The following is a 24,747-nucleotide window of genomic DNA, read 5'->3' as shown; positions in this document are numbered from 1 at the left end:
GCATTCCGTCCATAAAACGATGGTCCGCGGCGTACGTTCATTGCCCGTTGTCGTTCGTCGGCCTAGACGCCTGCCATGCAGTACGACGTACATATCATCGGTGGCGGCCTCGCCGGTTCCGAAGCAGCCTGGCAGTTGGCGCAGGCGGGGGCCAGGGTCCGCCTGTCGGAAATGCGTGGCGGCGGGGACACGACCCCGGCGCATCAGGGCGACGATCTGGCCGAGCTGGTCTGTTCGAACAGCTTCCGATCGGACGATGCCGAATCGAACGCGGTCGGGCTGCTCCATGCGGAAATGCGGGCGATGGGCTCGCTCATCATGGCCAAGGGCGACGAATACAAGGTGCCGGCCGGGTCGGCGCTGGCGGTCGATCGCGACGGTTTCTCGGCAGGAGTCACGGCCGCGCTGGCGGCGCATCCGAACATCACCATCGTTCGTGAGCGGATCGACACGCTGCCCGATGCGGGCATGACGATCGTCGCCACCGGCCCGCTGACCGCGCCCGGCCTTGCCGGCGATATCGGCGGGGCAACCGGCGCGGAGGCGCTCGCCTTCTTCGACGCGATCGCTCCGATCGTCCATTTCGATTCGATCGACATGGAACAGGCGTGGTTCCAGAGCCGCTGGAACAAGGGTGATGGCAAGGATTACATCAACTGCGCGATGAACCGCGAGCAGTATGAGGCCTTTCACGCCGGGCTGATCGCCGGCGAAAAGGCCGAGTTTCGCGAGTGGGAGAACGTCCCCTATTTCGAAGGCTGCATGCCGATCGAGGTGATGGCCGAGCGTGGGCTCGACACGCTGCGCTTCGGGCCGATGAAGCCGGTCGGCCTCGACGATCCGCGCACGGGGCGCTGGCCGCACGCCGTCGTCCAGCTGCGGCAGGACAATGCGACGGGTACGCTCTGGAACATCGTCGGGTTTCAGACGAAGCTGAAGCATGGTGAGCAGGTGCGGCTGTTCCGGACCATTCCGGGGCTGGAAAATGCCGAATTCGCCCGGCTGGGCGGGCTGCATCGCAATACCTTCATCCGCTCGCCCGAATTGCTCGACCCGACGCTGCGGCTGAAGGCGCGGCCGCATCTGCGCTTTGCGGGGCAGATGACCGGGTGCGAGGGCTATGTGGAGAGCGCCGCCGTCGGACTGATGGCGGGACGCTTCGCCGCCGCCGAACTGGCGGGTAAGGAACTTGCCCCCCCGCCGGTCGAAACCGCGATGGGAGCGCTGCTCCACCACATCACGGGCGCAGCGGTGGCGGAGACCTATCAGCCGATGAACGTCAATTTCGGGCTGATGCCGCCGATCCCCGGCCGGACCAAGAAGGCCGACCGCAAGAAGATGTATACCGCCCGCGCCCGCGATGCGTTCGGGGAATGGGCGGCGGCCGCACTCTAACGCTGGGTCAGGTTGAGGGCGAGGAAACTGACCCCCGCCCCCAGCATCAGCAAACCGACCGCGCCGATCGCACCATAGACCGGGCCCCATGCGGCAAAGGCGGTGGCGAAGGTCAGCGCGACCAGCGCCCAGCCGCCACGCCGCCGCCACGCGACCGCTCCGCCGGGCCAGCGGTGGCGATGCCGGTCGCTGGCCAGCGCCAGCAGGGCGAACGCACCGAGCGCGCTCAGAAGGGCGAGGACGATCATTCGGCCGGTGCCAGGTTCGACGGGATACCCTGGGTGTTTCGGGGGGCGCGCCGCGCTTTCGGACGGAAGCGATGGACGCGCCATGCGGCAAAGCCGAACCCGGCGCCGAGCGCAAGGAACGTCAAATCCGCACCCGCCAGCACCCAGTCACCCGCCGCGATGGTCGCGAACAATCCGGTAGGTAGCGCCACGATGTCGTAGAGGGGCAACGCGATCAGCAGCGCTGCCTGAACGGCCAGCAGTTCGACCCACGCCCGTGCCGGACGCCGGGTGAGCGCATACGCGAAGATCGCGGCCCAGCCGGCGAACATCGCATTGACCTCCGCATCGGCACGACTGCCAAGACCGATCGGCAGCAGGCGGTTGGCCCAGAGATAGAGCGTCATCGCCAGCGGGAAGCCGGCGACGAAGCCAATGTTCAGCCGTTCGACCACGCGGAATCCGAATGGCGGCCGGGAAGGATCGGGCAGGCGTTCGCGACGCTTCACCGTCCACAGCACCAGCCCGCTCGCGACCATCAGCGACCCGGCGATGCCGCACAGGAAATACAGCCAGCGCATCGGATAATCACCGAACCGCCCGGCATGGAGGCCGACCATCACCCCCTGCGTCTCGACCGCGCCGCCCGGCGGCGGGGCCTGCCACAACATGCGGCCGGTCGCGCCGTCATAGGCGATGGCGGGACTGCGCGCCGACAGCATCGATGTGCCCGATCGGGTGAGCGTGATCCGTGCCGCCGCGTCGCCGGGGTTGAAGACGCTGACATAGCCGACGGTCCCGCCCATCCGCCGTTCCGCGTCGTGGAGCACCGCGACCAGATCGGTCAGCGGTGCCGGGCGGCCGATCCGTTCGACGGCGGGTGCTTCGGGAAAGACGGCGGCATAGAGCTTTGATTCGTCGCTGTAATTGGCGACGATCGCCCACGGCATCAGCATCGCGATCAACGTGACGAGGCCGGTATAGGTAATCATCAGGTGGAACGGCAGCGCCAGCACCGCCGTCGCATTATGCCCGTCGAGCCATGATCGCTGCCCCTTGCCCCGGCGCAGCGTGAAGAAATCGCGGAAGATCTTTTTATGCGTCACGATCCCCGTAAAGATCGCGACCAGCATGAACATCGCGGCGATGCCGACGATCCAGCGCGCCCAGAAGACCGGCATGTAATGCAGGTCGAAATGAAACCGGTAGAAGAAGTCGCCGCCCCGGGTCTCACGCGCGCTGCCCTCCTGCCCGTCGCTGCCGATGAAGGCGCGGGTGTCGCGCCGTCCCCGCCGGCCACGCGGTTCGTCGCCGGGCTTGACCTGCGGCACCCAGAACAATTCGGCCCCGGCGCTCTGCGGCGTCGGCACGGAGATGAACCAGCTTTGCGCATCGGGTGCCGTGCGCGTCAGGAACGTCACCGCGCCGTCGACCACGCGGTCGGTGCTGTCGATCCGGGCCAGTTCGGGACGCGCCCAACGGTTCAGCGCCTCCCGCCAATAGGCCGCGGTGCCGGCGACGAACACCGCGAACAGCAGCCAGCCGAGCAGCAGCCCCGACCAGATGTGGAGCGTCGATTGCGACTGGCGGAACCCTTTGCTCACAGCCGCCCCCAGATCGCGACCGATCCCCAGCAGATGCCGCCCGCCACGGTGCCCGCCAAGACCAGCGTCCACAGCGCCCGCCAGCCGCTGCGTGCGGCATAGGCCCACATCGCGGCCAGCGCGCACAGGACCAGCGCGATCAGCGCTGCGGCGACCGTCGCCTGCACGGGATCGCCCGGCAGGATGCGGGCCAGCGCCATCGACCACAGGCTGGCCACGGCATAGCCGACCGGCAGTGCCGCGATCAACCGCAGCGCATTGTCGCCGACCCGCCGCCACAGCACATCGCGCACCCGTCCGCTGGCGCTCATGGCAGCTCTGCCCGGATGCTGGCGAACACGGTGCGCGGGGTCCCGTAATAATTGCCCCGGCCGGTGGAGGAAATGCGTGCGTAATAGCTACGGTCGAACAGATTGTTGACATTGACCGCCAGCGACAGTCGCTCTGACAATTTATACCCGGCACGCAGGTCGGCAACGGCATAGGCACCCTGCCGGACGATGGTCGACCGCGTGCGCAGCGTGCCGTTGGCATTGTAGGCCGCCGGGTTGCCGCTCCACGTCGCATCGAACCACGTCACGCCCGCGCCGATACTGGCTCCGGCAAGGGGACCGTCGCCCGCTTCGTAATTGGTGAACAGCTTGACCATGTGCTCGGGTATTACCGGCAACAGGCTCAATCCCTCCAGCACCGGATTGGCATCGGCCAGATATTCGGTGCGGGTGAAGCTGTAGCCGCCGTTGATCCGCCAGCCGGGCAGGATTTCGCCGCTCGCCTCTGCCTCGACGCCGCGCGCACGGACCTTGCCGGTCTGGAACACCAGGGTCGGGGTGTTGGGATCGTTGATGATCCGGTTGTTCTGCGTGATCTGATACACCGCCGCCGACAGCAGCAGGCGCTTGTCCATTAGCGACAGCTTGCTGCCCGCCTCATATTGATCGCCGATCAACGGCTCCAGCGCCCGGCCATCGGGGCGCACCCGCCCAGGTGCCGATTGCGGCGTGAAGCTGTCGGCATAGCTCGCATAGACATTCAGATCGCCGGTCACGTCCCACACCACCCCGGCATAGGGGGTGAAGCGCTCGTCAAAGCCGTAGCGGGTCGGCAACGGGATCGCCCCGCTCGCGACCCGCGTCGTGGTGATGGTCGTGTCCCACCACGTCAGGCGCCCACCCCCGACCAGCGTAACTCCCGCCAACGGGCTCAGCCGCAGTTGGCCGTACAGGCCATATTGCTCCACCTCGGTCGCCGAACCGCCATAGACCTGCGTCACCGGGCCGGCCGGCCCCGGATAAGCGGGAAGCGGGCCGTAAGGGTCGAGCGGCGGTTCGGCGGGCGACACGGGATCGAAGACGTCGATCCGGGCATAATTCGACAGACGGGTGAAATCCGAGGTCGCCGACGTCGCTTGATAATCCGCACCGACGATCAGCGTGTGTTCGCGCCCAAAGGCAGGAAAGCTCCCTACCCCATTGAAATCGAACGATCGGGTCTGCATCGCACTGTCGCCGCGATAGGCGATGTGACTGGTGCGGCCATCGGTCGGCGTGATCGGCTGGTTGCCGATATAGCTGTAGATGTCGATCCGATCGACGTCGGTCAGCAGCCCCGTGGCGCGCAGTGTCCAGCGATCGCTGACCCGGTGCGCCAGTTCGACGAACCCCGACCAGCTTTCGGAACGGAACCGGTTCCAGTCGGCGCCGAGATAGGTCGAGCGGCGCACGTCGAGCAGCCGCCCGTCGCTGCCGTCCGCCCCGCCGACAATGCCCGGCAGGCCGGACTGGATCGCGGGTTTGAACAGGTCGTAATTACCGCCGACGGTCAGCGTGGTGGCGTCGCCGATCTGAGCATCCGCGACGCCATAGGCGGCAAACCGATAGCGGTGGGCGACGTCGAAAAACTGGTCGTGATCCTGCACCATCGCGCCCAGCCGAATGCCCGACCGGTCGTCGATCGGTGTCGACATGTCGACCTCGACACGGATATTCCGATAGCTGCCATAGCCGGCAAGCGCGCTGATCCGACGTTCGTCCAGCGGACGCTTGCGGATCAGGTTGATGCTCCCCGCCGGATTACCCGCGCCGCTGAACAACCCCGCCGGCCCGCGTAACACTTCCACCCGGTCGTACAGGAACAGGTCCGGCACCACCGCCGGGAAACCGAGGGAGAGGGTCGGCACGCCGTCGACCAGATAGTTGTTGATGGTGAAGCCGCGCGACAGATAGGATGGGTCCTCGCTGCTGACCCCGGTAATCGTGACCCCGTTGGTGGCCGTCAGCGCATCTTCGAGCGTGAACAGGTTGCGCTGCTGGAGCTGTTCCTGATCGATGACGGTGATCGTATTGGGAACGTCCTTCAGCGGGGTGACGGTCTTGCCCACCACCTGGCCATAGCTTTTGCCGACGACGACGATCTCTTCACCGCGCTGGTCTTCGACCGGCTCTTCGCCCAGCGGCTCCGCAAACGCTGGCGTCGCCGGCAGCAGCCATGCCGCCATGCCGACTAGCGCCGTCGATCGTACCGAATGCTTCACCCCGCCCCCTGCTGCGACTCACTTTCAATATGCAGCCTCCTATTCGGCACAGGCTGGAATAGCAACGCTATTGCGACCTACTCTCATTATTACTATGGGTGATGCCATCTTACAGGAGAGGTTCGATGCGAGGATGGGCGATGGTGATCGCGTTGGTGATACCGGCGGCGGCAAGTGGACATGAAATCTGGGTGGAGCGCGACGGCATCGGCCCGGCGAGAATCTATCTGGGCGAACCGGCCGAAGCGATGCCGGCCGGCGGCGATCCGGAGTTTGCAAAGCTGACGGCGCCCAGGATCGTCGGACAGGTATCGCCGCGCCTCAGCCGCCGGTCGGGCTATATCGAGGCGGCGGTGCCGCCGGGCGATGTTCGGGTGACCGACGATGCAGTGTTCCAGCCATGGGGCGAGCCCGGCGCGAAGGAGGGCGTCGTCTATTATGCCCGCGCCGGCCGCCGCGAGACGGGCACGCGCATGGCTTATGAAATCGCACCACTGGCCGCCGGTGGCGACCGGTTCGCGCTTCGCCGCAACGGAACGCCGGTCGGCGGGGCGAAGGTGACGCTGGTGACGCCAGAACGGCAGAGCGTCGAACTGACCGCAGCCCAGGACGGCACGATCACCGTGCCCGTCGGCGTGAAGGGCCGGTATCTGTTGAGCGCGGCGCAGGCGGAAACCGGCCGGCTGCGGGTCGCTGGCGGCCCGGTCGACAAGCTGCACCATATCGCCACGACCACATTCATGGTGCGGTGATGGGACGGGCGGCGGGGGTCGTGCCCCGCCGCCCCACGCTTCATCGCACCGGCAGGGTGAAGGGCGCAGCGGGCAGATCGGCCCCGTCGAACAGGTTCACGAAGGGCGCATCCGACCATGCATAGCGGATCGTCGTCACCTCCGGCCGGTTGGCACCGGGCAGGACCACCGCGTCCCCCTGCACCGTCCCGTCGACGAAGCTGCAGGTCGTGCCGGCACAGCGTTCGAACCCGATCGCCGATGCCCCGCCATAGCGTTGTAGCCCGCCGCTTACGTTGCGGAAGCGGACCACGATGTCGCTTCCCTGTCGCATCGCCTCTGTCGCCTCCGGGCCACTGCGCAGGCCGGGTTGGCGATAGGCGATAACGCGCGCCAGCCGGGCGAGGCGTTCGCCAACGACCTTCTTCTGTGCCGGGTGGATGTCGAACCGGTCGCCGACGTCGAGGGTGACGGCCAAGCCGGCGTTCGCATCGGCGGCGACCGCCTCCGCCTGCGCCTGTCGCAGCGCCGCCCAGCCTGAATCGGTTGGCACGGTCTGCGGTTTGCCGAACGCGGTCAGCTGCACGACAAAGAACGGCAGGTCGCTCTGGCCAAAGGTCCGCCGCCAGTCTGCCATCAATGTCGTCAGCAGCCCGCGATAGGCGCCTGCCTCGCCGGCGTTGGATTCGCCCTGATACCAGGCGGCGAGCTTCAGGCCGTAGCCCGACAGCGGCGCGATCATGCCGTTATACAGCGTGGTCAGGCTGTTGGGCACTTCCCACGGGGCGGGTGCGACCTGCGCATCGCGGATCGGGCTGCCGATGCGATAGTGCCACGGACCGTTCAGCGCGACGGTGCCGCCGTCCTTCAGGCCGATCATACGATTGGCCGTGTTGGTGAAGGCCATGCGGCCATTGGCGCCGACCACCCGGATGGCGATGACGTTGCGTCCGGCCCGAAGCGTTCCGCCCGACACGCCGTAGTTGCGCCATACCCAGTCGACGCTGCCACCGCCGACATAGCGACCGTTGATATAGGTTTCGTCGAACTTGCCGATCGGGCCAAGCTGGATGCGCTGCGCCGCCGCGGCCTGTTCCGCCGTCAGGTCGACCGTGGTGCGCAGCCAGACCACGCCCTCCAGCCCCGCGCGGTCGGCGGCGGGCAGCTGTCCGTCATCGGCCGGGAGCGTCGCCCAGCTACGATCGTCGAACGCCGCGTCCCGAAAGGGGCGTTCCTTGCGCGCGGCCGGGTCGATCGTCTCCCACAGCTTTTCGCGGCGTGCGCCCTCCCCGGCGACGGCGGCGGCCGGGTTGGAGCCGAAGGTCGCGACCGTCGCCAATCGGTCTGCAAAGCCCGGCAGCTTGCCGAGCGACGGTGCGCTGATCCAGCTTTCGATCCGCGTGCCGCCCCATTCGGAGGCGATGAAGCCCATCGGAACCTGTTCGGTCGAGCGCAGCGAGCGCGCCATGAAATAGCAGACCGCCGATGCGTCGCCGACGGTTTCGGGCGACACGGCCTTCCATTCGGAACGCGCCGGCAGATCGGCGGCCGGAGCGGGCACGCTGGTATCGGGAATGGTGACGAAGCGAAGCTGCGCGTCGTTCGACGACGGCACGACCTCCAGCCCGGTCGCGTGGCGAATCTGGAATTCCATGTTCGACTGTCCGCCGCACAGGAACACGTCGCCGACCAGCACGTCCGAAAGCTGCTGCGCCGGCGTCCCTGCCGCGCCGCCGACCGACAGGGTATAGGGCCCGCCCGCCTTCATCGCCGGCAGGACCGCGCGCCATTTGCCGTCGCGCCCGGCGACCGCCGTCACGCTGCGCTCGGCCAGCCTGACCGTCACCGTCTCACCGGGCGCAGCGGTACCCCAGACGGTGATCGGCCGGTCGCGCTGCAACACGGCGTGATCCGCAAAGATATTGGCAAAGCTGGGCGCGGTCGCCTGTGCCAAGGCCGGCGCGCTTCCTGCCAGCAATGCGGCGGTCAGACCCACCGCCCATCCCGTGAACGAACGCATTCCCTCTCCCCGATTCGCTGTGAGCGCTACCATGGCAAAGGCCGGATGCCGGCGCCAGCCATGCGTCGCAGCGAGTGAGCGAATGCAATCAGCCCATCGCTGACCGGGTATCGTCCAGCGCCAACGATACCAGCGCGTTCATCGCTTCCTCGGCAGCGCGCGCATCGCCCGCCACCACCGCGTCGAACACGCGGGCATGGTCGGGCACCGGGTCACGCGGCAGCGCGCGTTGCCGCTGCTTGAACTGCGTGGTCCAGTTGACCGCGGCACCGATGCTGGCGCTGAGCGCGACGAACGTCTCGTTATGGGTGGCGTAGATCAGCGCGTCGTGGAAATCGCGATCGGCCGACCGCCCCGCTTCGGTCGCGAGCGTGTGGCGACGCATCCCGGCGAGCGCGGTCTTCAGCGCCTTGATATCGTCCTTGTCGCGCCGTTCGGCGGCCAGCCGGGCCACTGCCGGTTCGACGACCGAGCGCAGTTCGAACAGGCCGCGCACGAACGCGATGTTCGGCTCCCCCTCGAACGCCCAGGCGAGGACCATCGGGTCGAGGAAGTTCCAGCGGCGACGCGGCAGGACGCGGGTTCCGATCTTCGGCCGACTTTCGACCAGCCCCTTGGCGGTCAGCACCTGCACCGCCTCGCGGTACGCGCTGCGCGATACGTCCAGCGCCTCGGCATTGGCGACCTCACCGGTCAGCAGTTCGCCCGGCGCGATCCGTCCGGAGACGATCGCCGTGCCCAGATAATGCGCCACCGCCCCGCGCAACCGGCGCCCCGACCCTTTCCGCGAGGGGCCGGCCGGTTCGCCCAGCACGCCGGCCGCATCCATCGCCGCGGTGGCACCATCGTCCAGTGCGTCATCCGTCTTCACGCCGTTTCCTTTGTTGTCGGCACCGCTGCACATCGTTCGAGCGACCGGATCGATTTGTACAACTAATCTGTCGTTGCCGCTCGTACGAACGGGATGATCAGCACGCTAGGCATGCGAAACGTCGCCGTCAAACCATGTGGCGCAGACGGCGCAATCCCGATTGGCGACAAGTGCTTCGAACGCCCATCCGCCCGGCGATGCTCGCCTACAAAAGACGTTGACCGATCATACTCCAGCAAATAGCCAGACTAATAGCGGACGTCAGACACCGCGTTCACGGGAGGGACGATGCGGGGATCGATGACCATGGGCGCGGCCATGCTGGCGACCGCGCTGCTGACCGGCGGCACGGCAGCGGCGCAGGTGTGGCGATCCGACCAGGGGGACGGCACCTACCGCAATCCGGTGTTGTTCGCGGATTATCCCGACCCCGATATCATTCGCGTCGGTGACGATTATTATTTCGTCACCACGACCTTTGCCAATGCGCCGGGCCTGACGCTGCTGCATTCGAAGGACCTCGTGAACTGGCGGATTTTCAGCCATGTGGTCCCGCGGCTCGACGATCGGCCCGAATATCGACTGGCCGATGGCAAGGACGCCTATCGCCGGGGGCTGTTCGCCGCCAGCCTCAGGCACCACGACGGCATGTTCTATATCGTCGTGACCCCGGTCGGTCAGAATACGCGCATCTATCGGTCGCGCGATCCGCGGGGGCCGTGGTCGATGAACGAGTTGGACCGGGCGGCGTTCGATCCGGGGTTGGTCATCGAACCCGACGGCACCGGTTATATCGCGACATCGATCGGGTCGGACGGCACGATCCGCCTGCTAAAGCTCGATCCGACCTATCGACGGGTGATCGACGATCGCAAGGTGCATTACAACGCCGGGGCGGAAGGGTCGAAAATCATCCGGCGCGGCGCATACTATTATCTGTTTAACGCCATTCCCCGAAGACTGGGCCTGACGGTATCCCGCGCGCGCAGCCTGTATGGCCCATGGGAGACGCGACCGCAGATCGACGATCGCAGCGGCGGGCATCAGGGCGCGCTGGTCGATACCGCCGATGGCAAATGGGTCGGCTTCGTCATGCTGGATGCCGGTGCGATCGGGCGGACGACGAATATCAGCCCGATCTTCTGGCAGGACGACTGGCCTGTATGGGGCACGCCCGACGCGCCAAACCGCGTGCCGGCGCGGGCGACGAAGCCGATCGCGGGTGCGCTCTTTGCCGAACCGGCCACGTCGGACGATTTTTCGACGCGGCAGCTGGGCGCACAGTGGCAGTGGAACCATAATCCGGACGACAGCCGCTGGTCGCTCAGCGAACGGCCCGGTTTCCTGCGCCTGCGACCGACGCGATCCGCCGGTCTCTGGTCGGCACGAAATACGCTGACGCAAAAGGCGCAAGGCCCGCGCAGCCGGGCGGAGGTAGAGCTCGACGTCCGCCATGTTGCGGCGGGGGATCGCTGCGGCTTCGGGACGTTCGGGCAATATAGCGCGACCCTGGCCGTTACGCGCAACGCACGGGGCGCGGCCATGCTGACGATGGATATGGTCGAAAGCACCGAGCAGGGTCCGGTGGTCCGGAACCGGATGCCGGCTACGCCCTTTGCGGGCACCACCCTCTGGATCGCCCTCGACCTCGACTTCACCACCGATCGCGCGCGATTGTCGTACAGTCGCGACGGGGTGCGGTGGCAGGCGGCGGGCGGCGATCTCCCGCTCGCCTTCGCATGGCGCACCGGTACCTTCCAGGGGCAGCAAATGGCGCTGTCCTGCTACAACCCGACGCCCGGCGACGGCTATCTCGACGTGGACAGCTTCACGCTGCACGCGCCGCCGGCCGACACCCCACGGAGCAAGTGACGTGACCGCAGATATTACCCGCCGCACCCTGATCGCCGGTGCCGCCATTGCGCCGGCCGCTGCCCACGCCGCGATCGCCGCGCCGCGTGCGAAGCCGCGCCTGGCGCAGACGCCGCCGATGGGCTGGAACAGCTGGAACAGCTTCGCCACCACGATCACCGAAGCGCAGGCGCTGGAAACCGCGACGATCATGCGCGATCGGTTATTGCCGGCGGGCTATTCGATCTTCACCATCGATATCCAGTGGTACGAACCGGGCGCGACCGGCTATGCCTACCGCGCCGATGCGGTGCCGGTGCTGGACGCCCATGGCCGGCTGCAACCCGATCCGAAGCGCTTTCCCTCCGCCGCCGATGGCAGGGGCTTTCGTGCCATCGCCGACCGGGTGCATGCGATGGGCCTGCAATTCGGCATCCACCTGATGCGCGGCATCCCGCGTGAGGCGGTGCGCCGGAACCTGCCCATCCTCGGCACCCGCTATCGTGCGCAGGACATTGCCGACCGGACCAGCATCTGTTCGTGGAACAGCGACATGTACGGCGTCGACATGCGCCATCCCGCCGCGCAGGCCTATTACGACAGCGTGTTCGCGCAATATGCCGACTGGGGCGTCGACCTGGTCAAGATGGACGATATGAGCCGCCCCTATGACGCACACGCCCCGGAGATCGAGGCGGCGAGCAAGGCGATCGCCCGATCCGGCCGCCCGATCCTGCTGAGCCTGTCGCCCGGTGAAACCCCGCTTTCCAGCGCCGACCATGTGCGGGCGCATGCGCAGATGTGGCGGATCAGCGACGATTTCTGGGACGAATGGCCGCTGCTCGACGCGCAGTTCGTCCGGCTGGAAAACTGGCAGCGCTTCGCCGGTCCCGGCGGGTGGCCCGATGCCGACATGCTGCCGCTCGGCCGGCTGGCGCTGGGCCAGCGCGATACGAAGTTTACGCCCGCCGAACAGCGTACGCTGATGACGCTCTGGTCGATCGCGCGGTCGCCGCTCATCATGGGGGGTGACCTGCGCCATCTCGACGCGCCGACGCTCGACCTGCTGACCAATCCGGAGGTGATCGCGGTCAACCAGGCCAGTTCCGCCAACCGCCCGTTGCATGTGCAGGACGGCATGCGCGCCTGGACCGCGCGCAGCCCGACCGGCTCGACCTATCTCGCGCTGTTCAATCCGGGCGACAAGCCGTCGCGGCCGGGCGTCGACCTGCGCTGGCTGAACCTGCGCGGTCCCGTCCGGGTACGCGACCTGTGGGCGCGTCGCGATGTCGGGACCGCCGCCAGCCGGGTCGAGGCCGATGTACCGCCCCATGGCGCCGCGCTGCTCCGCCTCGACGGTGCGACCGCCTGATCCCTTCCCGATCCAGCCGAAAGACCTGCCGATGCTGCGTACCCTGATGACCGGCCTGCTCCTGACTGCCAGTATCGGCGCGGCGCAGGCCGAACCGGCGCGGTTCAGCCGCTTCACCTATGACGGGCGCAGCGTCGAGCGGGCGACGCCGGGTCCCGACCAATATCGCAACCCGATCCTGTCGGGCTATTATCCCGACCCGTCGGTCATTCGGGTGGGGGAGGACTATTATCTCGCGCTGTCGTCCTTCGCCCATTATCCGGGGCTGCCGATCTTTCATTCGAAGGATCTGGTGAACTGGATCCAGATCGCGAATGCGATCGACCGGCCCGAACAGCTCGATTTCAGCGGACGGCGGGTATCGGAGGCGGTGTTCGCCCCCGACATCAGCTTTCACGACGGCACCTTTTACATCGTCAACACCTGCGTTCAATGCCGCGGGAACTTCGTCATCACCGCCAAGGACCCGAAGGGCCCGTGGTCGAACCCGATCTGGCTGCCGTTCGAGGGGATCGACCCGTCGATCTATTGGGAGGGCGACCGGGCCTATATCGTCAATAACCGCGCGCCCGACGAACCTCCGCGCTATGACGGGCACCGCGCGATATGGGTGCAGGAATATGACTGGCGCGCAGGCAAGATGGTCGGCGAATCGACGCAGCTTATCAACGGCGGCGTCGACCTGTCGAAAAAGCCGGTGTGGATCGAGGGGCCGCATATCTTCCGCAAGGATGGCTGGTATTATCTGACCGCCGCCGAAGGGGGCACCAGCGTCAACCATTCGCAGGTGGTGTTCCGGTCGAAGAATTTGCGCGGGCCGTTCGTGCCCTGGTCCGGTAACCCTATCCTGACGCAGCGCGATCTGCCCAACGACCGTGCCGATCCGATCTCGGCGGCGGGGCATGCCGAACTGGTCCAGACCCAGAATGGCGACTGGTGGGCGACCTTCCTGGCCGTCCGTCCCTATGGCGACGATTACTACAATATCGGGCGCGAGACGTTTCTGCTGCCGGTGACATGGAAGGATGGCTGGCCGACGATCCTGCCCGCCGGACAGCGCGTGCCGTTCGTCGGCAAGCGCCCGAACCTGCCACGCCAGCCGGCGCCGAAGCTGCCGACCAGCGGCGATTTCCGCTATGCCGACGAATTCGACGGCGGCACGCTCGCGATGCAGTGGATCGGCGTGCGGACCCCGAAGACGCCGGTCTATCGTTTGGCGAAGGGCGAATTGCTGATCGACGGCGGTGCGGCGATCGGCGACCAGACCGGCGTGCCGGGGTTCGTCGGGCGACGGCAGCAGCATCACATCGTGACCATGGCGACGACCGTCCGCTTCACCCCCCGGAGTGACGGCGACCGCGCCGGGCTGGTCGCGTTGCAGAGCGACGAAAGTTACCTGTTCTTCGGCCTTACCCGGATCGCGGGCAAGCCGGTCGTCGCGCTCTACACCCGTGCCAGGGGCGCCGAGCAGCTGGTGGCCAGCACTCCATTAGGCGGCACCGCGCCGGTCACGCTGACGCTCCGCGCAGATCGCGGGACGATGGCGGTCGACTATGCGGTCGGCGGCCAGACCCGCACGCTGGCCAAGGATGTCGATATCCGCTTCCTCAGCACCCGGATGGCCGGCGGCTTCACCGGCACCGTCGTCGGCCCCTACGCCTATCAACGCTGATCGGCCGCACGCAGACAAAGAAAACCCCGCCAAGTCGACTGACCTGGCGGGGTTTTCCATGGCGCACCCGGAACGATTCGAACGTCCGACCCTCAGATTCGTAGTCTGATGCTCTATCCAGCTGAGCTACGGGTGCCCGGTGGAGGCCGCCTGTTAGAGAGGCTTTGTCGGTCTGGCAAGTCGTTTCGGCAGGGAAATTTGCACCGCCGTCGATCGTCCCGATCCGGACAAAGAAAACCCCGCCAAGTCGACTGACTTGACGGGGCTTTCCATGGCGCACCCGGAACGATTCGAACGTCCGACCCTCAGATTCGTAGTCTGATGCTCTATCCAGCTGAGCTACGGGTGCCCGGTGGAGGTCGCCTGCTACAGTCCGACCTTACGGCTGGCAACCCCGTTGTGCCAATTTTTTTGCGTGGGTATCGGTGGGCCATGACCCGCTTCGCATTCCCGTTCGTCCTGTCCGCCGCCCTGCTGTCGGCCTGCGCCGCGCCGGCGGGGGATTATCCCTCGTTGCTGCCGCGACCGATCGAAAAGATCAGCCTGGCCGAACCGGTGCGCCCGGTCCCGGTGGCAACCCCCGACGCGGCGCTCGACGCGAAGATCGCGACGCTGGCGCGCGAGGCCACGGCCGCGAAGGCATCGTTCGACACGGCGGCCACGCGCGTCGGCAAGACGGTCGGTGCTGCCACGGGCAGTGCGGAGGGTAGCGAACGCTGGCTGGGCGCGCAGGTGGCGCTGGCCGAACTCGACGTCGCCCGAACCGCGATCGACGTGCCCTTGGCCGAGCTGGAACGGCTGGCGGTCGATCGCGCGGCGGCAGGTGCCCCGCCCTACCCCGCGCTCGACGCTGCACTGGCCAAGGCGAACGCTGACGCCACCGCCCAGCGCAAGACGATCGCGACCCTGACCAAACGACTCCGCTGAGACTTTAGCGCAGCGCGCGCAGCACCGGGAGGATCGACGCATAATCGTCGGTCCATGGTGCGGCGTCGGTCGCGGGCAGCGATTCCCACTGCCCGCCCGATGCCAGCAACGCACTCAACACCGCCGGGTCGCGCGTCAGCGCGATCCACAGCGAACCGGTGTCGTTCGGGTCCGTAGACTTCGATTGATAAGCAAGCTGCGCCCCGGTCCACCCCACCGCCGTCCGCGCCACGACCGGTCCCAGGTCCAGATAGCGGTTCGAGACATGCACCAGCAGCAGCCCGCGCCGCCCGAGCACCCGGCCATAGGTGTCGAACGCCTCACGCGTCATCAGGTGCATCGGCACCGCGTCCGAGGAAAAGGCGTCGAGCGCGAGCAGGTCGAGACTGCCCGCCGGCTCCTCCGACAACGTGAGCCGGGCATCGCCGACCGCGATCTGCGCATCGGGGGCACAGCGGCGCAGGAAGGTGAAGGCACCCGAATCGCGCGCGATCCGTACCACGACCGGATCGATCTCGTAAAAGCGCCAATGCTGTCCCGGTCGGGCATAGCAGGCGAGCGTCCCTGTCCCCAGACCGACGATCCCGATCCGTGCCGAACGACCATAAAGCGAAGGCGCGGCGCGCAATGCCTCCCCCACGCCGGAGTTCGGGACGTAATAGGTCGTGGGCGTACGCTCGCGCGCGGGCGTGCCGGTCAGTTGAATGCCGTGCAGCGTCGTGCCGTGCTGCAGTTCGTTGACGCCCTGCCCCCGCATGATCGTGTAGACCCCAAAGTAGCTTCGCGTCCGGGCGCCCGGCTCCAGCGACAGGCTGATCGCGCGATAGCCGCCAAATACGAACAGCGCCGACGCCAGCGCAAAGACGAACGGCGCACGCGCACCGATCGCGAACAGCCCGACCGCGACGATTGCAAAGAAGGCGGCGGCGTCGGGCTTGGCCCCCAACATGCCACCGGGGTTGGCCATCGCGACTGCGACCAGCGCACCGATGACGAGGATCGTCGCCACGCGCAGCTTCACGCCGCCCGCGACCCATAATTGCCGGGTCGCCGGCAACAGGAACGGAAGCGGCGCCAGCATGCCCGCCGCCAGGATCAGCAGCGGATATTCATAGGTCCAGTCGAACAGCACCGGCGCGACCAGCCCGGCAAATGCCCCGCCCAACGCCCCGCCGACCGACATCGCAAGATAGAAGCCCGTCAATCGCCCCGGCGCCGGCCGCAACGCGTACATGTGCGCATGGAGCGTCACCGACACCGCAAACAGCAACAGGAGCGCGGCCAGCGCGCTCAGCAGCGGAAATGCATGATTGCCGCCGATCATCATGCCGCCAAAGACAAGGATCGTGATCGGCGCATAGCGGGTGATCGCATCGGCCAGGCCACGCCGCGCCGCAAACGCCACGGTGAAGCTCAATAGATACAGCCCCAGCGGCAATACCCAGAGCAGCGGCACGGCGACGATATCCGTCGTCAGGAAGGTCGACGTCGCCAGCATCAGCCCCGACGGCACCAGCGCCAGCACGATCCAGTGCAGGACGCGGCGTCTACCCGGCGCATCGCCCTTTTCCAGCGGAACCGCCTGTTCCCGGCGATGCGGGAGCAGCCAGCCGCAGCCGATCACCAGCAGGAACAGCAGCGCATAACCGATGCTCCACCCCCAGCTTTGCACCCGCAGCGGCAGGAGCGGTTCAACGAGCAGCGGATAGGCGAGCAGGCCGGCAAAGCTGCCGACATTCGATGCGGCATAGAGCGCGTAGGGGTCGCGCCCCGGACAGACGAAGGCGAACCAGCGCTGGAGCAGCGGCGCATGTGCCGACACGGCGAAGAACAGCGGCCCGATCGATGCGGCGAGCAACCACGGCGTCCACAGCGCCGGATCGATCGCGGCGGGCGTCGGCGTCGTATTGACCCCGATCGGCAGCCACACCGCCGCACAGAGCAGCAGCAGGATATGGACCGCCGCCTGCGCCTTCGGCATCAGCTTGCCCAGCAGATGGGCGTACGCATAGCCACCGAGCAGCAGCGCCTGATAGACGAGCATCGCCGAGTTCCACACCGCCGGCGCCCCGCCCAGCTGCGGCAGCGCCATGCGCGCCACCATCGGCTGGACAAGGAACAGCAGGAACGATCCGGCCAGGATCGTGGTGATGAAGATCCAGCGGATCGGCCAGCCGGCAGTCCGGTCGGGCGTCGTCACGAACGTGTTTTCCAATAGGTGATGTGGCGTTTGAACGGGCTGTCGTCGGGCAGGATCGGATGATCGAAATCGGCGGCGTGATCGCGGAGCATGCCGATCCGCTCCATCAGCCCCCAGCTGCGGGTGTTGGGCAGAATGGTGATCGCACCGATCCGATCGACCGGCAGGTTGGCGAACCCCCAGTCCAGCGTTGCCGCCGCCGCTTCGCGCGCGAAACCGCATCCCCAATGGTCACGCCCGAACCGCCAGCCGATTTCGACCGCCCCTTCGACCGGGGTGCCAAGCGCGCCGGGCTTCAGCCCGCACACGCCGACGAACGCACCGCTCGTCCGCTCCTCGACGCTCCAGAAACAATAGCCGTGATCGCGCTGATACCCGTTCTGCCGGGCGATCGCGGCGTCGACATCCGCTTCGGTCGGCAGTGCGACCAGAAACCGCATGACCTCCGCATCGGCGACATGCGACAGGATCGCCGGACGATCGCGTACCTCGTAGGGGCGAAGGACCAGCCGCTCGGTATCGATCATGCGCCCAGCAACCGCGCGGCGTGGGCGGCGTGATAGGTCAGCACCCCCGAACAGCCCGCGCGCTTGAACGCCAGCAGCGTTTCCAGCACCATCGCGTCGCGATCCGCCACGCCAGCCGCCACGCCCGCCTCGATCAGCGCATATTCGCCCGACACCTGATAGGCGAAGACCGGCACCTCGAACGCCGCTTTCACCCGCGTGATGATGTCGAGATAGGGCAGGCCGGGCTTTATCATCACGCTGTCGGCACCTTCGGCGAGGTCGAGTGCGACTTCGCGCAACGCTTCCTCGCTGTTCGCCGGGTCCATCTGATAGGTCTTCTTGTCGCCCTTCAGCAGCCCGTGCGTGCCAACCGCGTCGCGGAACGGGCCGTAAAAGGCGCTGGCATATTTGGCGGCATAGGCCATGATCTGCACATTATGGTGACCGCCGGTTTCCAGCGCGTCGCGGATCGCCGCGACCCGGCCGTCCATCATGTCGGACGGGGCGACGATATCACTGCCCGCCTCTGCCTGCACCAGCGCCTGCCGCACCAGCGCCTCCGACGTCACGTCGTTCAGGACATAGCCCGATGCGTCGACGATCCCGTCATGCCCGTGCGACGTATAGGGGTCGAGCGCGACGTCGGTCAGCACGCCGACCTCCGGCACCGCATCCTTGATCGCGCGGATCGCGCGGCACATCAGATTGCCGGGATTGAACGCTTCCGCGCCATCGTCGCTGCGCAAATCGCGCGGGGTGTTGGGGAACAATGCAATCACCGGAATGCCCAGGTCACGGGCCTCGCGCGCGCGGTCGACGATGCCGGCCAAGCTCCAGCGCGACACGCCCGGCAACGCCTTCACCGGCTCGCCTTCGCCTTCCGTCACGAACAGCGGCCAGATCAGATCGGCCGGGGTCAGGATGGTTTCGGCATAGAGCCGGCGGCTCCAGCCGGTGGCACGGGTACGGCGCAGGCGCAGCGCGGGATAAGCAGCGGACATGGCGCGACTTGTGGGCCATGCGGTTCGACCGATCAACCGAAAGTGACTTGCGTCGAATTTCGTTACGGGGCGTTACCGACGCCATGAACCGCATCCGCACTGCCGCCATGATCGTCAACGCCCGGTCGCGTAGCGGGCAGAACCAGTTCGCGCAGGCCTGCAGCGCGCTGAAGGGCGCCGCGTTCGAGGTCGACGCGCATGCCGTCGAAGACCCCGATCAGCTGGTCCTGACGCTGAAGCGCGCGCTGGCGGCCAAGCCCGACATGGTGATCCTGGGCGGTGGCGACGGGACGATCAGCAGCCTCGTCGACTATCTGCTGGGGCATGACGTGATCCTGGGCGTCCTGCCGCTCGGCACCGCGAACAGCTTCTGCCGGACACTCGGCATCCCGCTCGACATTCCCGGCGCGATCGAGGTGTTGAAGACCGGCGAGCCACGTCGCATCGACCTGGGCATGATCGACGGCGATTATTTTGCGAACTGTGCCGCGATCGGCCTCTCGCCGCAGATCGCCAAGACTGTCCCGCATGGCATCAAGCGGCTGTTCGGACGGGTCGGTTATCTGGCGTGGGCGACGCTGCAATTCGCGAAATTCCATCCGTTCGAGCTGGTCGTCGGACAGGGCGATACCGCCAAGCGGATGATGGCGACCGAAGTGCGCATCTCGAACGGCCGCTTCCACGGCGGCACCGAACTGGTCGAGGAGGCGCGGCTCGACAGCGGGGAAATCATCGTTCAGGTCGTGGCGGGCAAGGGCAAGCGCAGCCTGGTGCGCAATTGGACGGCCGGCTTCTTCCGACTCGATTCCCGCCGGGTCGACACCATCACCTTCCACGGGCAGGCACTGCGGATCGAGACCAACCCGCCGCTGCCGATCTCGATCGATGGGGAGGTGCTGGCCAAGACGCCGGTGATGGCGAAGATCGCCGCCGGGATCATCGAGGTCATGGCACCGGTCGAGCGCTGACGCCCGACCGGCAGCAGGATCAGCCGCGACCGATCAGGCGGCGGGCAATGGCATCGGCAACGTCGGAATGCGGCTTGCCGCTCGCATCGCTCTCGTCCCAAACCTGCACCAGCCGGTCGGGAATGCGCGCGATCCGCGATTCCACTTCGGCGCGGTCACCCTGGCCGAGATATTCAAGCGCCACGTTGATGATGCCGCCGGCGTTGATGACGTAATCGGGGGCGTAGAGGATGCCGCGATCCTGCAGGCGCTTGCCCTCGGCCGCCGTCGCCAGCTGGTTGTTGGCGCCGCCGGCCACCGCCTTGCACCGAAGCGCCGCGATCGTCGCCTCGTCCAGCACCGCGCCCAGCGCATTGGGGCTGACGATATCGGCCTCCAGCGTCAAAACCGAGGCCGGATCGGCGGTCGTCGCGCCAAGTTCGCATGCCAACGCTTCGGCACGGGCTTCGTTTACGTCGGCCAGCGTCAGGATGGCACCGTCCTTCGCCAGCAGGCGGGCGAGGCCGCCGCCGACCGAACCGACACCCTGCACCGCAACGCGCACGCCGCGCATGTCGTCGCTGCCCAGCGCCCGCTTGGCCGCCGCGCGGACGCCCAGATAGACGCCCATCGCGGTGAACGGGCCCGGATCGCCACCGGCATTGCCTGCCGCGACCGGAAGGCCCGACACGTACTTGGTCGAACCGGAGATTGTGATCATGTCGGCTTCCGACATGCCGACGTCCTCGGCGGTGACATAGCGACCGCCAAGCGATTCGACCGCGCGACCGAATGCGGCGAGCAGTTCGGGCGTCTTGGCACCACCCTCGGGCGCCAGCACCACGCCCTTGCCGCCGCCCATCTGCAACCCGGCCATCGCGTTCTTGAAACTCATGCCGCGCGACAGGCGCAGCGCGTCGGTGACCGCCGCGTCGCTATTGGCGTAACGCCAGAAGCGGACACCGCCCGCCGCCGGACCCAGCGCGGTCGAATGGACCGCGATGACGCAGCGCAGGCCGGTCTGATGATCGGAAAAGAGGTGGATGCCCTCGTGATCGTCGAAGTCGGGATAACCCCAATCGGTCTGCACGGCGGCGGCTCCAGCGCTGTAAAGGATGGGGCGACCGACGGGACTTGAACCCGCAACTTCCGGCATCACAAGCCGGCGCTCTAACCAATTGAACTACGGTCGCCGTGGAGTGGCGCGCTTAGCGGTGCCTCACGCATCGGTCAAGCAGTGGCGTAACGATAATCGTTCTGGCAGGAAATTCTTCATGCAAACGCCCCCTGCCCCCGCCCGGCCGAATTTGGGTTCCGGCCACCCGTCCGAACCGGTCGTCGCCCACATCCTGGCCCAGCCGGGCGTGCAGCGCGTGCCGAGCGCGAAACTGTCGCTGTTCATCCGCCGCGCGCTGATCCCCGCCGACCTGTGCACCGCGCTGATCGAACGGATCGATGCGAAGCGGCGGCCGTCGACCATCGCCGATGCCAATGGTGATCCCACCTTTCGCACCAGCGAAACCTGCGACCTCGATTCGAGCGATCCGGTGGTGGCGGCGACAGAAGCGCTGATCTTCGATTTCTGTGGCCTTGACCCGGCGCATGGCGAACCGCTCCAGGGGCAACGCTATGCCGTGGGGCAGGAGTTCAAGGCGCATACCGACTATTTCGACCCGCAGGGTGGCGACTTTGCGAAATACTGCTCGGTCGCCGGCAACCGAACGTGGACGGTCATGCTGTACCTGAACGAACCGGGCGCTGGCGGTGCCACCCGGTTCAAGGCGATCGACAAGATCGTCCAGCCCGAAGCTGGCAAGCTGCTGGCGTGGAACAACCTGCGCGCCGATGGCACGCCCAACCCTACGACGCTACATCATGGCATGAAGGTGCGCGAGGGGACGAAATATGTCCTGACCAAGTGGTTTCGCGAGCGTCCCTGGGGCTGAACGCAAACGGGTCGCCGGCATCGCTGCCGACGGCCCGTCCTGTTGCTTCTCGAACCGGATCAAAACTGGGCGGTGATACCCAGCGAGAACATCCGACCAAGGTCGTAGCGATTGATATACACCGGATTGCCACCGAAATTCTGGCTTTCCGAATAGCGCGTCCCGGTCAGGTTGCGCGCTTCCGCCTTCACTTCGAGGTTCGCACCAGCGACTTCGAAACCCTGCCGCGCCACGAGGTCGAGGCGGATGCCCGGACGCTCGACGATATCGGGCTGGAACCCCTGCCCCGACAGGTTCGACGGGCCACGGTTGGTCACGCGGTCGCTGGCATAGTTGAACAGCAGGGTAATCTGCGAAAGGTTGGCCGTGTCCTCCAGCCCGACCTGCACGTTCACCAGATGGTCCGACTGGCCGGTCAGCGGTGCGCCGTCGCGGAACAGCAGGTTGGCGCGGCCGAAGCCCGCCGCGCAGCCGCCGATACCGGGCGAGCCCAGCGCCGCTGCCGGATTGGGCACGCAGCTTCCATCCGCAGTGATCTGCGACTGGGTGTACGTGTAGTTCGCCAGCAGCAGCAGGCGCCGCGTCGCGAAGAAATTGCCGAGGCTTTCGAGCGGAATGTACTTCTGCGCTTCGACCTCGGCGCCCCACAAGGTTGCCTTGGGCAGATAGGTGAAGCCGGTCTGCAGCGTGGCGTCGGGGCTGGGATAGAAGCCGGCCTGTTCGATCGGACGATCGATCCGCTTGTAGAAGCCCGCCGCCGTCACGCGCTGGTCGCGACCGAAGAACCATTCATAGCGTGCTTCGAGGTTCCAAAGCTCCGAATCGCGCAGGTTCGGGTTACCGAAGAACAGGCGGTCGGAGTCGGGATCGCGGAACTGCTGCGGGGCGAGTTCGCGGAACTGCGGCCGCGAGATCGTCTTCGCCCCGCTCAGTCGGGCCTGCATGTCCGACGCGAAATTCCACGTCAGGGTCCCCGCCGGCAGCCAATACCCGTTCTTCAGGATCGTCGACGGGTTGCCGATCGGCGTCACGATCTCACGCGCCGTTTCATACCGCACACCGGCAACCGCGCGCAGCCCGTCGCTGACCTCCGCTTCCGCCTGGGCATAGCCGGCATGGATTTCGAGGCCGGCATCATAGGCGTAGGCGCCGTTCTGCGTGTTGAACTGCAGCTGGATGGTGCAGGCTCCGGTCCCACGCTGCGGACAGGCGTTGAACAGCGAATCCGGCGACAGCAGGTAATCGGGCCGGAGCAGGTTGTTGGGGAAACCAGGGGCCGTGCCCGCGCCATCGCTGGTCTGGTAGTTGAACTGAAGCCGGCGCGAATTGCGATCGGTGTTCGAATAGAAATAGCCGGTCGAAAGCGTGATCGGCCGATCGGTCGGCAGCTTGTATGCCAGATCGGCCTGACCGGTGTAGAGGTTCTCGTTCAGTTCGCTAAACACCACGCTGGCGAACGGCGAGAAGCGCTGCGTCACCTGATACGCGCCGTTGCAGTTGAACCCGCGCGAGAACGGCGCACCATCGCTGGTGATCGGATAGCCGTTGGTGGTGCGGTTCGAACAGAGATAGTCGAACTGCCGCTCGTACGGCGCATTGCGCTTCGAATTGGCATAGGCACCACGCGCGTCGAACTTCAGCGCGTCGGTCAGCTTGAATTCGCCGACGAGCTGCGTCTCGAGCAGCTGGCGTTCGAACCAGTTGGTGTTCTGCTGCAGGCGCAGGCCGCTGAAGTTGTTGTACGCCTCCGAGCCTGCGAGGCGGCCCTGCTTCAGCGTGTCGTGGATATAGACGTTGGTCCAGCGTAGCGTGTTGTCGTTGAACTCATAGCCGAGGCCGACCAGCGCGTTCGCGACGATGCGATTATCGGTCAGCACGGTGCGGAAGTCGTTCCGGACGGTGCCGTTTTCGCTGACGCTGTCCTGCTGGATCGCGTCGCGGGTGCGGAACGTGTTCGACAGGCCGAGCGAGGCGATGACGCCCAGCCGGTCGCTGCCGATATCGAACACCGACCCGCCGGCAATCTCACCCGACAGGTTGGCGGGCAGCTGGTTATTGACCTGCAACAGCGTGGTGCGCGCGTTGTTCAGCTGTGCGACCTGCTGCGCATTGAAGATGCCCGAGCCGTTTTCCGCATTGCGGATGAAGGCGGGAACGCCGCGCGTGCCGTCGTCATACCCCAGCCAGTCGGCCTTGCCGCCGGCATAGACATAACCGAGCTCGCTGGTCGTCGCCGTATCGGCGGCGATCGATCCACCGATCGACAGGAAGTTCTTCTTCGGGATCGCCTTCGACGTCAGGTTGATGACGCCGCCGCCGAATTCGCCGGGGAAGTTGACCGAATAGGTCTTCTGCACCAGCGCCGATCCGACGATCGCCGTCGGGAAGATGTCGAGCGGCACCGAACGGCGCAGCGGTTCGGGGCTGGGCAGCGGCGATCCGTTGAGCAGCGACGAAGAATAGCGATCACCAAGGCCACGGACATACACGAAGCCGCCGCCGACGACCGACAGGCCGGTGACGCGGGTCAGCGCGCCGGCAATATCGCCATCACCGGTGCGGGCGATGTCGGCCTCCGACAACACCGACACGATCTGCGGCGTGGCGCGCACGACGTTCGGGATGTTGCGGCCGACGACGACGATTTCCTCCGCCGCCGATTCATCGAAACCGGGCGAGGAGACTTCGGCCGGGGCGTCGGTCGTCGTGCCGTCCTGCGGCGCGGTGGCCGTGTCGGGCTGCGTACCGGTCTGTACGACCGGCGGGGTCGCGGTCGTCGGCGCAGGCGCGGTCTGTGCCAGCACGGCCGGCGCGACCAGTTGCGAGGTTAGGAGAAGGAGCGTTGCATAGGCGCGGCGGTGCTGCATGACCGGGGGTCCACCTGTTCAAGTCGTAAAGAGCGAATGCCGGGACGGGCGTATCGGCCCGCCCCGGCATCGGC

Annotated in this window: 19 protein-coding genes and 3 tRNA genes; 8 read left to right on the top strand and 14 right to left on the bottom strand. The window is 66.7% G+C overall.

All coding sequences use genetic code 11. The features are described 5' to 3' along the window. Window positions 1-75: 75 nt before the first annotated feature. The gene (trmFO, locus tag ASE67_RS02880; protein WP_055756577.1) at window positions 76-1,395 is read left to right on the top strand and encodes a methylenetetrahydrofolate--tRNA-(uracil(54)-C(5))-methyltransferase (FADH(2)-oxidizing) TrmFO; all 1,320 of its coding nucleotides are present in this window, start codon (window positions 76-78) and stop codon (window positions 1,393-1,395) included. On the opposite strand, the gene ASE67_RS02875 is transcribed toward trmFO, so the two are convergent. From ASE67_RS02875 to ASE67_RS02860, 4 genes are read right to left on the bottom strand one after another with little or no spacing between them, the layout of a single operon-like run. Beyond that, window positions 1,392-1,643, bottom strand: a complete 252-nt coding sequence (locus ASE67_RS02875) for a DUF3325 family protein (RefSeq protein WP_055756575.1) — start codon at window positions 1,641-1,643, stop codon at window positions 1,392-1,394. The two genes, trmFO and ASE67_RS02875, sit on opposite strands and share 4 nt — an antisense overlap. Then, on the bottom strand, window positions 1,640-3,226 hold the full coding sequence (locus ASE67_RS02870; RefSeq protein WP_055756573.1) for a PepSY-associated TM helix domain-containing protein: 1,587 nt from the start codon (window positions 3,224-3,226) through the stop codon (window positions 1,640-1,642). Before ASE67_RS02870 ends, ASE67_RS02875 begins: the two co-directional genes overlap by 4 nt. Then, a complete protein-coding gene (locus ASE67_RS02865) occupies window positions 3,223-3,537 on the bottom strand; it encodes a hypothetical protein (RefSeq protein WP_055756571.1) in 315 nt (104 codons plus the stop codon). The genes ASE67_RS02870 and ASE67_RS02865 overlap by 4 nt, the downstream gene beginning before the upstream one ends. Further along, window positions 3,534-5,759: a TonB-dependent siderophore receptor gene (locus tag ASE67_RS02860; RefSeq protein WP_235511755.1), complete on the bottom strand. Its 2,226-nt coding sequence runs from the start codon at window positions 5,757-5,759 to the stop codon at window positions 3,534-3,536. Before ASE67_RS02860 ends, ASE67_RS02865 begins: the two co-directional genes overlap by 4 nt. Before the next feature lie 125 nt (window positions 5,760-5,884). Between ASE67_RS02860 and ASE67_RS02855 the strand changes: the two genes are divergently transcribed. Further along, on the top strand, window positions 5,885-6,511 hold the full coding sequence (locus ASE67_RS02855) for a hypothetical protein (protein ID WP_055756567.1): 627 nt from the start codon (window positions 5,885-5,887) through the stop codon (window positions 6,509-6,511). 40 nt (window positions 6,512-6,551) lie between these two features. Here the strand turns inward: ASE67_RS02855 and ASE67_RS02850 are convergent, their stop codons facing one another. Together ASE67_RS02850 and ASE67_RS02845 are read right to left on the bottom strand one after the other, a co-directional pair. Then, on the bottom strand, window positions 6,552-8,510 hold the full coding sequence (locus ASE67_RS02850; protein WP_055756565.1) for a sialate O-acetylesterase: 1,959 nt from the start codon (window positions 8,508-8,510) through the stop codon (window positions 6,552-6,554). A gap of 88 nt (window positions 8,511-8,598) precedes the next feature. After that, entirely contained in the window at window positions 8,599-9,339 is a 741-nt protein-coding gene (locus ASE67_RS02845; RefSeq protein WP_055756928.1) for a FadR/GntR family transcriptional regulator, read from the bottom strand. A gap of 330 nt (window positions 9,340-9,669) precedes the next feature. Between ASE67_RS02845 and ASE67_RS02840 the strand changes: the two genes are divergently transcribed. Genes ASE67_RS02840 through ASE67_RS02830 form a run of 3 tightly spaced genes read left to right on the top strand, consistent with a single transcriptional unit; the run spans window position 9,670 to window position 14,276 of the window. Further along, window positions 9,670-11,253 (top strand): glycoside hydrolase family 43 protein, encoded by a 1,584-nt coding sequence (locus ASE67_RS02840; protein WP_082456904.1) that lies wholly within the window; start codon window positions 9,670-9,672, stop codon window positions 11,251-11,253. A 1-nt stretch (window position 11,254) separates the two neighbouring features. Continuing rightward, window positions 11,255-12,604: a glycoside hydrolase family 27 protein gene (locus ASE67_RS02835; protein WP_055756563.1), complete on the top strand. Its 1,350-nt coding sequence runs from the start codon at window positions 11,255-11,257 to the stop codon at window positions 12,602-12,604. Between the two features lie 31 nt (window positions 12,605-12,635). Next, window positions 12,636-14,276 (top strand): glycoside hydrolase family 43 protein, encoded by a 1,641-nt coding sequence (locus ASE67_RS02830; protein ID WP_055756925.1) that lies wholly within the window; start codon window positions 12,636-12,638, stop codon window positions 14,274-14,276. A gap of 59 nt (window positions 14,277-14,335) precedes the next feature. Here ASE67_RS02830 and ASE67_RS02825 read toward each other — a convergent pair. Together ASE67_RS02825 and ASE67_RS02820 are read right to left on the bottom strand one after the other, a co-directional pair. Then, window positions 14,336-14,412: transfer RNA gene (locus ASE67_RS02825), tRNA-Arg, on the bottom strand. 136 nt (window positions 14,413-14,548) lie between these two features. After that, a tRNA-Arg gene (locus ASE67_RS02820) sits at window positions 14,549-14,625 on the bottom strand. Window positions 14,626-14,708: 83 nt separating this feature from the next. On the opposite strand from ASE67_RS02820, the gene ASE67_RS02815 reads away from it, so the two are divergent. After that, complete coding sequence (locus tag ASE67_RS02815) at window positions 14,709-15,203, top strand: hypothetical protein (RefSeq protein ID WP_055756561.1); 495 nt, start codon at window positions 14,709-14,711, stop codon at window positions 15,201-15,203. A 4-nt stretch (window positions 15,204-15,207) separates the two neighbouring features. On the opposite strand, the gene ASE67_RS02810 is transcribed toward ASE67_RS02815, so the two are convergent. From ASE67_RS02810 to hemB, 3 genes are read right to left on the bottom strand one after another with little or no spacing between them, the layout of a single operon-like run. Beyond that, window positions 15,208-17,403 (bottom strand): fused MFS/spermidine synthase, encoded by a 2,196-nt coding sequence (locus ASE67_RS02810; protein ID WP_082456938.1) that lies wholly within the window; start codon window positions 17,401-17,403, stop codon window positions 15,208-15,210. Next, window positions 17,400-17,930: a GNAT family N-acetyltransferase gene (locus ASE67_RS02805; RefSeq protein WP_055756559.1), complete on the bottom strand. Its 531-nt coding sequence runs from the start codon at window positions 17,928-17,930 to the stop codon at window positions 17,400-17,402. The genes ASE67_RS02810 and ASE67_RS02805 overlap by 4 nt, the downstream gene beginning before the upstream one ends. Next, window positions 17,927-18,913: a porphobilinogen synthase gene (gene hemB, locus ASE67_RS02800; RefSeq protein ID WP_055756558.1), complete on the bottom strand. Its 987-nt coding sequence runs from the start codon at window positions 18,911-18,913 to the stop codon at window positions 17,927-17,929. Before hemB ends, ASE67_RS02805 begins: the two co-directional genes overlap by 4 nt. Before the next feature lie 83 nt (window positions 18,914-18,996). Between hemB and ASE67_RS02795 the strand changes: the two genes are divergently transcribed. Further along, on the top strand, window positions 18,997-19,881 hold the full coding sequence (locus tag ASE67_RS02795) for a diacylglycerol/lipid kinase family protein (RefSeq protein WP_055756555.1): 885 nt from the start codon (window positions 18,997-18,999) through the stop codon (window positions 19,879-19,881). Between the two features lie 19 nt (window positions 19,882-19,900). On the opposite strand, the gene ASE67_RS02790 is transcribed toward ASE67_RS02795, so the two are convergent. Both ASE67_RS02790 and ASE67_RS02785 read right to left on the bottom strand, forming a co-directional pair. Beyond that, the gene (locus ASE67_RS02790; RefSeq protein ID WP_055756553.1) at window positions 19,901-20,950 is read right to left on the bottom strand and encodes a Glu/Leu/Phe/Val family dehydrogenase; all 1,050 of its coding nucleotides are present in this window, start codon (window positions 20,948-20,950) and stop codon (window positions 19,901-19,903) included. A 26-nt stretch (window positions 20,951-20,976) separates the two neighbouring features. Continuing rightward, window positions 20,977-21,053, bottom strand: a tRNA-His gene (locus ASE67_RS02785). An 81-nt stretch (window positions 21,054-21,134) separates the two neighbouring features. Here ASE67_RS02785 and ASE67_RS02780 point away from each other — a divergent pair. Further along, entirely contained in the window at window positions 21,135-21,806 is a 672-nt protein-coding gene (locus tag ASE67_RS02780; RefSeq protein WP_055756551.1) for a prolyl hydroxylase family protein, read from the top strand. A gap of 59 nt (window positions 21,807-21,865) precedes the next feature. Here the strand turns inward: ASE67_RS02780 and ASE67_RS02775 are convergent, their stop codons facing one another. Next, a complete protein-coding gene (locus tag ASE67_RS02775) occupies window positions 21,866-24,673 on the bottom strand; it encodes a TonB-dependent receptor domain-containing protein (RefSeq protein ID WP_055756550.1) in 2,808 nt (935 codons plus the stop codon). Window positions 24,674-24,747 lie beyond the last annotated feature (74 nt).

The sequence above is a fragment of the Sphingomonas sp. Leaf23 genome, assembly GCF_001421585.1.
In the GTDB taxonomy this organism is placed as follows: Bacteria; Pseudomonadota; Alphaproteobacteria; order Sphingomonadales; family Sphingomonadaceae; genus Sphingomonas.
Note: the sequence above shows the minus strand (reverse complement) of the source record. Positions and strands in the feature narration are given on the sequence as shown.